General features: G+C 72.1%; 15 protein-coding genes. 5 read left to right on the top strand and 10 right to left on the bottom strand.

The window, feature by feature from the left end; genetic code table 11:
* Positions 1 to 8 precede the first annotated feature (8 nt).
* Positions 9 to 962, bottom strand: coding sequence for an RNA polymerase sigma factor SigJ (gene sigJ, locus AOM46_RS11295; RefSeq protein ID WP_062209286.1), 954 nt, complete (start codon positions 960 to 962; stop codon positions 9 to 11).
* Positions 963 to 1,057: 95 nt separating this feature from the next.
* Here sigJ and AOM46_RS11290 point away from each other — a divergent pair, with 95 nt between their 5' ends.
* Complete coding sequence (locus AOM46_RS11290) at positions 1,058 to 1,432, top strand: DoxX family protein (protein WP_062209282.1); 375 nt, start codon at positions 1,058 to 1,060, stop codon at positions 1,430 to 1,432.
* A 62-nt stretch (positions 1,433 to 1,494) separates the two neighbouring features.
* Here AOM46_RS11290 and idi read toward each other — a convergent pair whose 3' ends face one another.
* From idi to AOM46_RS11270, 4 genes are all read right to left on the bottom strand, one after another.
* The gene (gene idi, locus AOM46_RS11285; protein WP_234313738.1) at positions 1,495 to 2,067 is read right to left on the bottom strand and encodes an isopentenyl-diphosphate Delta-isomerase; all 573 of its coding nucleotides are present in this window, start codon (positions 2,065 to 2,067) and stop codon (positions 1,495 to 1,497) included.
* 407 nt (positions 2,068 to 2,474) lie between these two features.
* The gene (locus AOM46_RS11280; RefSeq protein WP_062209276.1) at positions 2,475 to 2,666 is read right to left on the bottom strand and encodes a hypothetical protein; all 192 of its coding nucleotides are present in this window, start codon (positions 2,664 to 2,666) and stop codon (positions 2,475 to 2,477) included.
* On the bottom strand, positions 2,663 to 3,190 hold the full coding sequence (locus AOM46_RS11275; RefSeq protein WP_234313737.1) for a hypothetical protein: 528 nt from the start codon (positions 3,188 to 3,190) through the stop codon (positions 2,663 to 2,665). The genes AOM46_RS11280 and AOM46_RS11275 overlap by 4 nt, the downstream gene beginning before the upstream one ends.
* A gap of 433 nt (positions 3,191 to 3,623) precedes the next feature.
* Positions 3,624 to 4,328, bottom strand: a complete 705-nt coding sequence (locus AOM46_RS11270) for a TetR/AcrR family transcriptional regulator (protein WP_078856715.1) — start codon at positions 4,326 to 4,328, stop codon at positions 3,624 to 3,626.
* A 116-nt stretch (positions 4,329 to 4,444) separates the two neighbouring features.
* Here AOM46_RS11270 and AOM46_RS11265 point away from each other — a divergent pair, with 116 nt between their 5' ends.
* Positions 4,445 to 5,470 (top strand): hypothetical protein, encoded by a 1,026-nt coding sequence (locus AOM46_RS11265; RefSeq protein ID WP_062209272.1) that lies wholly within the window; start codon positions 4,445 to 4,447, stop codon positions 5,468 to 5,470.
* A gap of 19 nt (positions 5,471 to 5,489) precedes the next feature.
* On the opposite strand, the gene AOM46_RS11260 is transcribed toward AOM46_RS11265, so the two are convergent.
* The 3 genes from AOM46_RS11260 to AOM46_RS11250 form a co-directional block, all read right to left on the bottom strand.
* Positions 5,490 to 6,083, bottom strand: coding sequence for an NADPH-dependent FMN reductase (locus AOM46_RS11260; protein WP_062209269.1), 594 nt, complete (start codon positions 6,081 to 6,083; stop codon positions 5,490 to 5,492).
* 123 nt (positions 6,084 to 6,206) lie between these two features.
* Positions 6,207 to 6,716 (bottom strand): Pycsar system effector family protein, encoded by a 510-nt coding sequence (locus tag AOM46_RS11255; protein ID WP_062209266.1) that lies wholly within the window; start codon positions 6,714 to 6,716, stop codon positions 6,207 to 6,209.
* 137 nt (positions 6,717 to 6,853) lie between these two features.
* Complete coding sequence (locus AOM46_RS11250; RefSeq protein ID WP_062209262.1) at positions 6,854 to 7,582, bottom strand: Crp/Fnr family transcriptional regulator; 729 nt, start codon at positions 7,580 to 7,582, stop codon at positions 6,854 to 6,856.
* A gap of 101 nt (positions 7,583 to 7,683) precedes the next feature.
* Here AOM46_RS11250 and AOM46_RS11245 point away from each other — a divergent pair, with 101 nt between their 5' ends.
* The 3 genes from AOM46_RS11245 to AOM46_RS11235 all read left to right on the top strand — a co-directional run bounded on the left by AOM46_RS11245 (position 7,684) and on the right by AOM46_RS11235 (position 10,029).
* Positions 7,684 to 8,145, top strand: a complete 462-nt coding sequence (locus AOM46_RS11245; protein WP_062209259.1) for an SRPBCC family protein — start codon at positions 7,684 to 7,686, stop codon at positions 8,143 to 8,145.
* A gap of 94 nt (positions 8,146 to 8,239) precedes the next feature.
* Positions 8,240 to 8,842, top strand: coding sequence for a hypothetical protein (locus tag AOM46_RS11240; protein WP_158920382.1), 603 nt, complete (start codon positions 8,240 to 8,242; stop codon positions 8,840 to 8,842).
* A gap of 119 nt (positions 8,843 to 8,961) precedes the next feature.
* On the top strand, positions 8,962 to 10,029 hold the full coding sequence (locus AOM46_RS11235; protein ID WP_234313736.1) for an alpha/beta hydrolase: 1,068 nt from the start codon (positions 8,962 to 8,964) through the stop codon (positions 10,027 to 10,029).
* Here AOM46_RS11235 and AOM46_RS11230 read toward each other — a convergent pair.
* Both AOM46_RS11230 and AOM46_RS11225 read right to left on the bottom strand, forming a co-directional pair.
* Positions 9,995 to 10,375 carry a hypothetical protein gene (locus AOM46_RS11230; RefSeq protein ID WP_062209253.1) on the bottom strand — a complete coding sequence of 127 codons (381 nt, stop codon included), beginning with the start codon at positions 10,373 to 10,375 and terminating at the stop codon, positions 9,995 to 9,997. The two genes, AOM46_RS11235 and AOM46_RS11230, sit on opposite strands and share 35 nt — an antisense overlap.
* Positions 10,376 to 10,391: 16 nt before the next feature.
* The gene (locus AOM46_RS11225) at positions 10,392 to 10,808 is read right to left on the bottom strand and encodes a hypothetical protein (RefSeq protein WP_062209249.1); all 417 of its coding nucleotides are present in this window, start codon (positions 10,806 to 10,808) and stop codon (positions 10,392 to 10,394) included.
* Between the last annotated feature and the right edge of the window lie 5 nt (positions 10,809 to 10,813).

Here is a 10,813-nt window from a genome sequence, read left to right as displayed (position 1 = left end):
GGGCGGTGTCAGACCGCCCAGGGGCGGAGCTTCTCCGGGTTGCGCATGGCCCAGATGCGGCTGATCCGGTCGTCGGCGACCTCGAACGCCAGCACCGCGACGGTGACCCCCCGCCACTGGGCCACCAGCCCCGGTTGGCCGTTGACGGTGCGCTCCAGGAACGCCACTCCGGGGCCGTCGTCGGTCGCGGAGACGCCGTTGGCGAGGTCGACCAGGACCCGGGCGACCGACTCCCGGCCGTCGACGGGGTGCGGCACGGCGCTGGCCAGCCCGCCGCCGTCGGCCACGGCCCGCACCTCGGGATCGAGGACGGCGATCAGCGCCCCGATGTCCCTGGCCTCCCAGGCCAGCCTGAACCTCCGCACGACCTCGGCGTGTTGGGCCGGGGGGACGGCCCCCGTCGAACGCGCGGCGGCGACGCGCCGTCGGCCCGTCGAGGCCAGCTGCCGGCAGGCCGCCGGCGAGCGGCCGACGATCTCCGCCACCTCGGCGAAGGAGTAGCGGAAGACGTCATGCAGAAGGAACGCCACCCGCTCGGCCGGCGTCATCGACTCCAACAGGACGAGAAACGCCATCTGCACGGACTCGTCGAGGGTGACCCGGTCCGCCGGGTCGGCGTCGGCGTCGCCCCGGCGGCCGCCGATCCACTCCGTCCGGTCGGGCAGCGGCTCCGGGATCCACTCCCCGACATAGCGCTCCCGCCTGGCCCGCGCCGAGCCCAGCACATCGAGACAGATCCGGCTCGCCACCGTCGTCAACCAGCCGCCGGGCGAGGCGATCGCCGCCCGCTGCTCCCCGGACAGGGCGTACCAGCGGGCATAGGTCTCCTGCACCACGTCCTCGGCGTCGGAGAGCGAGCCGAGGAACCGGTAGCCGAGATTGATCAGTTGACGACGTTCCCCGAGGACCGCGCCCGGCCCCGGTTCGCGCCGCCCCTCCCCGGGCTCGGGGGGCGTGCTCACCGTTCGGCCGTCCAGGGGGACCTCACATCAAGGGGGTCCATTTCGTCGTACCTCCGAGCCCGCCGGGCTCCGACCCCAGCGAGGAGGAACCGTCTGTGAACGTTGCCCTGTGGATTGTCGCGTCGCTGCTGGCCGCGCTCTTTCTGTTCAGCGGCGTGCTGAAGCTGCTCCGGACGAGAGAGCAACTGGCCGCCGCCGGCTACGGGTTCGTGACGGAGGTCGGCGATCCGTTCATCCGGACCATCGGGATCCTGGAACTCCTGGGCGCGGTCGGCCTCGTCCTGCCGGCGATGGTCGATATCGCGCCGGTGCTGGTGCCGTCGGCCGCCGTCGGGGTGGCGCTGCTGATGGTCGGCGCGATGGTCGTGCACCAACGCCGTGGGGAACGTCAGGCCGTCGCCACCAATGTGGTGCTGTTCGCCGCGGCGGTCCTGGTGGCCTGGGGCCGCTTCGGTCCGCACGCGTTCTGACGGCCGGGCCGGCACCGAGCGTGCGGCGGCCCCGAACGTTCCCGTGTCGGGGCCGCCGTCGGTCAGGGGTGGGCGAGGGCGGCGGCCGCCGGGAGCCGGTCGGCCGCCTCGGTGGCCACCCCGAGCACGCCGGCCAGCCAGGGGGAGAACTCAGCCGGTTTGTCGGCCAGTTCGAGACGGAGCCGGTCCGGCCCGACCCAGCGGACATCGGCCACCTCGGCCGGATCCAGGCTCAGCCCCGGATTCACCGGCACCCGCCCGAGCACCACATGGTCGTACTCGTGCTCCACCCGGCCGGTCGCCGGGTCCTCGGCCCGATAGAGATAGACGCCGGTGTCGTGCAGCGTCACGCCCCGCACGCCGATCTCCTCGACCAGCCGCTGCTCGGCCGCCTCGACCACGCTCTGCCCCGGGGCGGGATGGCCGCAGCAGGCATTGGCCCAGCGCAGCGCGAACCTGGTCTTCACCGCCGCCCGTTGCTGGAGCAGCACGCGGCCCTCGTCGTCCAGCAGCAGCACCGAGAACGCGCGGTGCAGCCGGCCGGGCGCGGTGTGCGCCTCGGCGACGGTGGCGGAGCCGTTGGCCATGCCGTCCGCGTCGACCAGCTCCACCAGTTGCGATTCCCTTGCGATCATGCGTGGGCTCACCTGTCTCCCGTGATCCGGCGGCACCGGGCCGGCCGGAGATGAATACCGTCTGCGTATCGGCGTCGGGCGCCGACAACTCTCGAAATTCTCTGGAGAAAACAAACCGCCGGGCGCGTGAATTCCCGGGAACCGGCGTGGAATTACCCCGTTCCGGCGTGAGTCGGCGTGCATCGACGTGAATCAGAAAGGGGATGGGCGCCGGTGGCGAGTGGGCAGAGTCCGGGGTGCCAGTATATTCATAGGTTCTTCGGTGCAGGGTGTCAAGGTTCTTCGGGTGACTCAGCCGTCGATGTCCGTTTCGTGGAGATGGCGGAGATGCTGGAGCCGGGGCAGCCGGGCGAGTTGCCGCCGAGTTGTCGTCGATGTGGCGGTGTTCCGGTGCGCCGGCCCATCGGTCAGTGTTCCTCCCTGGTCAGCCCGTCGATCGTGGTCGTGACATCCTCGGGGTGGTAATAGGCGCGCCCGGTCTGGGTGTAACGGCGCCAACGGTAGGTGTGGGCATACCGATAGATGGTGCCCTTGGGAATGCGCCAGATGCTGGCGATGTCATCGGCGGTGAGGCCGGCGAGCGCGTTTCTGCGGTTCAAGCACGTTCTCCTTGCCTGGTGCGTATCCGGCGGGCGAGCCCGGTCCAACGGGTGGCGGGCCAGGAGTGGTCGGGGGAGACGGAGCAGACGATCTCGGACGGCGCCCGCGCGTCCCGGTGCCGCATCAGGGCCACCAGTTCCCCCGGGCAGCCGTCGTCCGGGCAACTGCCGATCGGGACCCGGCGCATATCGTTCGGATAGGCGATATCCCGCGCTCGGCGGGTCAGCTCCCGTATTTCGTCCGCCAGTTCGCCGGCCGCCGGATGGCGGCACAGCCATTCGATATGGCGGCCGAGAAAGTGCGCCAGCGTTGCCATGTCCCTGGCGGGCGGCGGCAGTCGACGTTCCTCGGCGACCAGGCCCGCCCAGGAGGCCAGCGCCTTTCGGATCGTTGAGCGAATCTCGGCGGCGGCGGGATTTATGACGTTGGCGGCCGCGCTTTTACGCGGCGCCTTCCGTATCACCCGCACCCCGTCGACGGCCGTCTCCCGATGGCAGTCCGCGTACAGGGTCGGTAACTGCAACAGCTGACGGGCGAGCCGATCCCGGCAGGCGCGACATAAGAAAAGGCCCTCGCCGGATCCGCCCCCGCTGTCCGCCGTGGTTCCGTTCCGTGCGCTTCGGCATGATGTGGCGCGACATGGTCCGCTTCGCACAGCAGTCCCCCTCCAGCGTGCAGGTCCACGGCCGGTCAACCGTCGACTGATGCTGCATGCCCCACTGGCGCGCGGGACGCTGGTGTGACGAGGGCCGCGCCGTACAACGGCCGCGAGTTCGCCGTGCGTAGAAGGGCGGACCCACGATCTTCGAGACTGCCGACGCTCGTCAAGGGGGCTCCGGCAGTTGCCGCCACAAAGTCCCCGGCGGATCCGCCCGGTTTCGGAAGGCCGGCAATTACCGTTCTTTTGCCGGTATTCAACGGCTATTCACCGACAACCGACCCTCGACGGGAGGGGATCAGCGCGGGGCGCGCGCGGCGGCGTCCAGCGCCGGCGCGAGCGCGGCCAGCGCCGCGCGGAGCCGCGCCGGCAGCGATCCGACGGGCACCAGCAGGGCCCCGTCCGGCGTCTCGTCCTTCGGCGGCGCGATCCAGCCGCGCACCGCGACCCGGACGGCCGCGGCCACCCCGGCGGCGAGCACCCGCGCCGTGACCGTGTCCACGCCCGGCGCGCGCCGGGCGATGGCCTCGGCCAGCGGCGCCTCAAGCGCGCCCGCCGCGTCCGCGTAACAGGCGCGGAGCTGGGGGCTGGTGGTGAGCAGCAGCAGGAACTCCCGGCTCTGGCCCGGGGGATCGGTGTACTCCGTCACCACGGCCTCGGTGACCGATTCGGCGAGGCCGGACCCGGCCGGCGCCGCGTCGACGGCCGCCGCGACCCGGGCCTCCCGGTCGGCGAGAACGGCCGCGACGATGGCCTCCTCGCGGCTGGAGAAGTAGTTGTTGTAGGTCCTCGGCGAGACGCCGGCGGCCCTGGCGATGTCGTCGACCCTGACCCGCTCGGCGCCGTGCTCGAGCGCCAGCCGCAGCGCCGCCGTGCGCAGCGCCTCCCTGGTGGCCTGCTTCTTCCGCTCGCGCAGGCCCTGTTGGTCCCGTGGGCCGTCGGCTTCCCTGGTGCGCTCGGGCGGTCCCGGGGTGGCGCGGTCCTTGGTCACGCGCACCAGCATGGCAGAGAAAGTGCGTGGACGCAATATTGCGTGCACGCAAGTTTGGCGCGTAGCGTCTCCTCCCGTTCGGGGCGCGCTCGCCGCGACCGCGCCCACCGAGAGAGGGGACATGCGTCATGCGGGCCAGAGGAATGACCTATGACACCGGCTTTGTCCGGCGGGGCGACAACTCCCGTCCGACCTTCGATCCGGCGCGCGTCGCCCGGGAGTTGGCCGTCATCAGGGACGATCTGCACTGCACCGCCGTCCAGATCACCGGCGGCGATCCGGAGCGGCTGGAGCTGGCGGCCCGCGAGGCCGCCCGGCTCGGCCTGGAGGTCTGGTTCTCGCCCTACCCGCTGGAACTGACCGCCGAGGAGATGCTGACGCTCTTCGCCGACTGCGCGGCACGAGCCGAACGGCTGCGCGCCGGGGGAGCCGAGGTGGTCCTGGTCACCGGCGTCGAACTCACCCTGATGAACCGGGGGTTCGCGCCAGGCGACAGCGTGGACGAGCGGCTGGCCGGGCTGCTGGCCGATCCGGAGGGCCGCGCCGAGCGGATCGCCGAGTCGGGCGGTCGGCTCGACGCCTTCCTCCGGACGGCCGTCGAGGCGGTCCGCCGGACGTTCCACGGACCCGTCACCTATGCGGCGATCCCGTTCGAGCGGGTCGACTGGGAGCTGTTCGACATCGTCGCCGTCGAACTCATCCGCTCCGCCGAGGTGGCCGACCGGTTCCGGGACGGCGTGCGGGCCGTCGTCGCCGGCGGAAAGCCCGTCGCCATCACCGGTTTCGGCACCGCCACCTGGCGCGGCGCGGCCGACCGGGCGCCACGCAGCATGGAGATCCTGGAACACGACGCGGCCGGCGTCCCCGTCCGGCTCTCCGGCGTCTTCGAACGCGACGAGCCGGGCCAGGCCGCCTATCTGCGGGAACTGCTGGGCATCTTCGACGAGGAGGGCGTCGACGCCACCTTTGTCTTCCTCTTCGCGCTCGACAACCTCCCGCACCGCCCCGACGGCGACCCCAGGCTCGACCTGGACCTCGCCAGCCTCGGCATCGTCAAGGTCCTGCCGGACGGGCACGGCACCAGCTACCCCGATCTGCCCTGGGAGCCCAAGGCCGCGTTCGCCGCCGTGGCCGAGGTCTACCGGGGCCGGTGACGGCCGCCCCGCCCCGGGCTCACGCCCGGTAGGGGCGGGCGGCGCGCGCCTCGCGCAGCGCGAGCGCCCACCAACCCAGCTGATCGAGCAGCGCCCTGGCGGCGGTGGCCGCGTCCTGGTCGCCGACGTCCCCGAAGTCGTCCCAGGGCCCGTGGTCCTTGGCGCTGAACCGGTGGAAGCTGACGGTGTTCCGCACGGTGGTGGCGTTGAGCTCGGCGAACACCTGCCGCAGATGCTCGGCGGCCCGCAGCCCGCCGGACACCCCGCCGTAGGAGACCAGCCCGACCGGCTTCCCCTGCCACTCCGCGTGGTGCCAGTCGATGGCCGTCTTCAGCGAGGCGGGAAAGCTGTGGTTGTACTCCGGGGTGACCACCACAAAGGCGTCGGCCGCGCCCAACCGGGGCGTGATCTCGGCCAGCGCCGCGCCGGTCGCCGCCGGCGGGTTCGCCGAGAGACGGTCGGACAGCTCGTAGTCCCCCAGATCGATCAGCCCGGCATCGAACTCAGGGAGCGCGCGGGCCTGTTCCAGGAACCAGGACGCCACCGCCGGGCCGACCCGCCCCTCCCGCACGCTTCCGCTGAGCACCTCGACGCGAATCGGTTGGTCCGTCATGATCAGCCCGTCTCCCTCAACTGTCCCGGCGCCGACGGTGATTCGCGCGGCGCGACGGCAACACCGTAGAAGTTCAAGCACAGTTGAAGTCAACCGTCGCCCCTTACGGCACCCCGACGGCCGTCAACCACTCAGCAGCGCACCCGAGATCAGCACCACCCCGGCGGCCACCGCCACCAGCCCGTGCCGCACCCAGCGCAACTTGACCGACGCGATACGGCTGTTGAACTCCAGCGCCTGGACCAGCCGCCGGTCCGGCGCCGCCTCGGTGGCCGACAGAGCCTCCCGTAACCGACCGCGCACCGCCGCCTGGTGTATGTCGCCGAAGTACGTCAGCGGCGCCTCGGGCGTCCACTCCCCCGACCCGAAGCGCGGCGCCACGGCCAGCAGAAACGCGGCCAGCGCCACCATCAGGGCCACCACCCCCAGCCACCACGACAGCCGGCCGGCCGGCGGCAGCGCCCCCGGCGACCAGTCGCCACTCGTCGTCATCCCGCCGAACAGCCCGGCGCCCAGCCCCAACGCCGCCACCAGCAGGGCCGCCTTGCTGTCGGCCCTGGCTATCTCCACCCTGACCTCCGCCAGCAGCTGCTCCGCCAACCGGCGAGGAAACTCCGGCTTCGCCTCCGCCATCTCCAGCCCCTCCCTCTCCCGCGGGCCCGGTGCGCCGGGCGCCGCATCACTGTCCGAACAGCAGGGTGACCGAGAAACGAGCCTCCCCTCCAGGGCAGGAGACGCGGACCGACTGTGACCGATGACGCACAACGCGCCTACCGTTGCGCACTCTCCTCCGCGCGGGCGATCCGGCGCAGCACCTCGGGCCGGCGCAGCCACATCCTCCGCCGCGCCGTCACCAGCACCCCGCTGCCCCGGAACTCCGTCAGCAGCCGCACGATCGCCTCCCGCGAGGCGCCGACCGAACCGGCCAACTCCTGCTGGCTCAGCGGCACCGTCAACAACAGCCCGTCCTCGGTGCGTTCACTGTGCGAACGGGCCAGATCCAGCAGCAGCGCGGCCAACCGTTCCCGCACCGTCATCGACGCCAGCTCCAACGCGCGCCGGTCCCCGGCCCTGACCCGTTCCACCAGCAGCGCGCTGAGCTTCCGATGCGCGGCCGGGCGCCGGGCCAGAAAGTCCAGAAACGCGTCCCTGCCGACCAGCACACACTCGGCCATCTCCAGCGCCGTCACCGTCGCCGAACGCGCCCGCCCCGTCAACGCCGCCGACTCGCCGAGCACATCCCCCGGCCGGCGCAGCGCCAGCAGCGCCACATAGCCGTTGGGCGAACCCGCCGTCACCATCAGCCGCCCACTGACGACAAGGTGCACATGCGAAGAGGGCTCGTGCTCCCTGATCAGCTCGCTGCGTGCCCGGTAGGTGACCTTGGGGCCCAGCGCCAGCAGTTCCTCCCGCTCCTGCTCGTCCAGGCAGGCCAGAAACGGGACGCGGTCCTGGAAGAACGGAACCCTGCCGTCCCCCGACGACGTGCCCCCGGTCATTGAGCCCCCGACGTGCTGATCGATCGACCCAGTGTAGGGAAAACGGCGCGCCGGACGCGGAGTTCGCCGCCCTCGGGTGCCCCGCCTCCTACCATCGGCCCGTGGCCCTCTTCACCGTCGAACGCCGGTCCCCGCTGCCCGCCGACGAAACCTGGCGGCGCCTCACCGACTGGCCGCGCCACGCCGCCCATATCCCGCTGACCAGGATCGCCGTCCACCCACCCGGACCCACCGAGGCCGGCACCACCACCGTCCTGGCCCGTACCGGCATCGGACGGGCCTCGTTCGACGACCCGATGGACGTCGTCCGCTGGCGGCCGCCCACCCGACACCGCGCCGGCATCTGCCGGTTGGAGAAGCGCGGCCGCGTTGTCGCGGGCTGGGCCGAGATCGAGGTGCACCCGGCGGACGGCGGTTCGCTCGCGCGGTGGCGCGAGGAGGCCCATGTCCTTCGCCTCCCCCGACGCCTCCTCGACCCCCCTACCGCCTGGGCCGCCCGCCTCCTCTTCGGCCGCCTCGTCCAGGCCCTCCTCCGCGACGCCGACGCCGACGCCCGGCCCTGAGCGGGCCCCCTCGGCGGCCGACCTCGGGCCCGCCCCTTGGCTATGCTCCACCAACCGGGCGCGGCCCGTTTCGGTAGGCACGGGGGCGGGGGACATGGCTGGACGACGGGTGCTGCGGCACCGATGGCGGTGTGCGGGCTGGGCGTTGGCGACGATCACCGCGGTTGTGTGTGCGGCGCTGAGTATCTGGGCCTCCACGCGCGATCGAGGCCCCTTCGCGCCCGAGACCTCGGTGAGCGCGGGGGAGTACGCGCTGTGGGCGGTGCTCACCGCGATCTGCCTACGGATCGCGTCGCGAAGGATGGTGCTGCGGGACGAGGGCGCGGTGCTGGTGGGCTCGGTGCGCAACCGGCGGGTGCGCTGGGCGGATGTCGTCGAGGTCGAGATCGCGCACCGCACCGGAAGCACCCAGCCCGGCGGCCGTTGGCGCGTCGCGCTGCGCCTGCGCGACGGCACGGCCCGCTGGGTGCCGTCCTTTGTCCACGGCGGGATGGGCCTGCACCAGGGCCCCGAGTTCGGCCCCGGCGACCGTGGCCACTACGGTCAGGTCCTCCACGCGGCGCCCCCGCACGCGCCCCGCGAACTGGCCCGTCTGCACGGGGCGTTGCGCGAAGCCTGGCTCCAAGCGGGCGGCGTCCCCCACCCCCCGCCCCCACCGTCGGCCCGCCGTCGCCGTGGCCACCGCGAGAACGGCTAGACGACGACAGGCGTACGGTGCACACCATGCCTGTGGGATACCTCGTGACAACCGCGCTCATCACGTGGTGCACCTTCTTTGCCGTTGTCGCCCCACGCAGGCCACGTCTCCTGGCGAACATGAGCTTCTGGTTCGGCATGCTGATCAACGAGGTGCCGTTTCTGGGCATCTACTTCCTGGTGGCCTCCACGGCGCTGGCCGCCGCCCAGGGCGATCTGCAGACGACGGGCGCCAGGATGACGGTCGCGGTGGCCGCCCTCGCCACCATCGGCCTGACCGTCTCCGCCTGGCGCGGAGTGCGCTCCGACGTGGCGGTCGGGCGGGCCCTCGACGACGGGCTCCGAGCCGGCTGGCGGGAGCGCGTCCGCGCGCCGCTGCGCCGCCACCGCCCCTGGGCCCGCATCCTGCTGCTGCCGGGCCATATGCGACGGCGGGACGTGACCCGCGTCCGCAACATCAGCTACGGCGACGCCGGCCGCCGCAACCTCCTCGACGTCTACCGCCGCCGGGACGCGCCGGGGAACGCCCCGGTCCTGCTCTACTTCCACGGCGGCGGTTACACCAGCGGGGCCAAGAGCCGCGAGGCCCGGCCCCTGCTGTACCGGCTCGCCTCCCAGGGATGGGTGTGCGTCAGCGCCAACTACCGGCTGCGGCCCGAGACCACGTTCCCCGGCCACCAGATCGACGCCAAGAAGGCCATCGCCTGGGTCCACGAACACGGCCCCGAGTACGGCGCCGACCCGTCCCGGCTGTTTGTGGCGGGCAGCTCGGCGGGATCCAATATGGCCGGCCTGTGCGCGCTCACCCCGAACGACCCGGCGTTCCAACCCGGATTCGAATCCTCCGACACCTCGGTCACGGCGGCGATCTGCCTCTACGGCTACTACGGCCACTACTTCGGCGACCCACCGAACGAGCCCCCGCCCCCGCCCCAACCCCAGGGCTATATCCACCCCGAAGCGCCGCCGTTCTTCATCGCCCACGGCACCAGGGACGGCCTCGGCACCGTCGAAGGCGCCAGACACTTCGCCGCTCAGCTGCGCGAGGCGTCGACCAACCCGGTCGTCTACGTCGAACTCCCCGGCGCGCAACACTCGTTCGACATCGTCCACTCCCCCCGCTTCGACGCGGTCGTCGACGGCGTCGAAGCGTTCACCGCGACGGTTCTCCTGACAGCCGAACACTGACGCCGGCCTCGGCGGCGTCCAGGGCTTCCTGGACGGCGGCGTTGTCGGCGAGGGAGGTGATGGGCGCCCAGCGGGCGTCGGCGTTGGTGTCCTCGGTGACGTCCGGGACGGTGTCGAACGTTCCCCCGTCCAGCACCCACAGTTCGCCGTCGTTCTCCGGTCCGGTGGGTTGCACGGTCCAGGCGCGGGTGATGTCGGCGAGGTGTCCGGTCTGACGGGCGAGGGTGAGCCGTCCGGTGAGCGCGAGGTCCCCGTGGGCCGGGACGGTTGCCTGCGGCAGCTCGTCGCGATCGAGGAGAACGTACCCGTTGCGGGTGGTGACGAGGACGATGATCTGCTGAGACATGCGTTGGCTCTCTGTTCTAGGTGTAGGCGGCGTCGGGGCGTTCGCCGTTGACGAGTACGGGGACGCGGCGTCGTTGGGCGGCGGCGGTGAGGGCGTTGCGGACGATGGGGGGTGGTTCGTGGAGTTCGCGGAGCGGGAGCCAGGCGGCACTGGTGGGGAGGTGTTTGTGTGCGCCGGCCGGGATGGTGGGGGTGTGTCCGCCGTCCAGGACGTAGGTCAGTGATACGTGGGGGTGGTGGGTGAGGCTGATGGCGTAGGCGTCGGTGACGCCTCGGTCGTAGCCGGTGGTGTCCATCAGCGTTTCGCGTGCGGTGAGGACGGGGCAGCGGCCGGGTGGGATGGTGCCGTGGGGCAGCGTCCAGCCGTCCGTGCCCTGGACCATCAGCAGGTGCCCGTCCCGGGTGGTGGCCAGGACCATGAAGGTGATGAGCATGAAGT

The organism is Streptomyces sp. NBRC 109706 (genome assembly GCF_000974485.1).
GTDB lineage: Bacteria > Actinomycetota > Actinomycetes > Streptomycetales > Streptomycetaceae > Streptomyces.
This window is presented reverse-complemented; position numbering and strand designations above follow the sequence as displayed.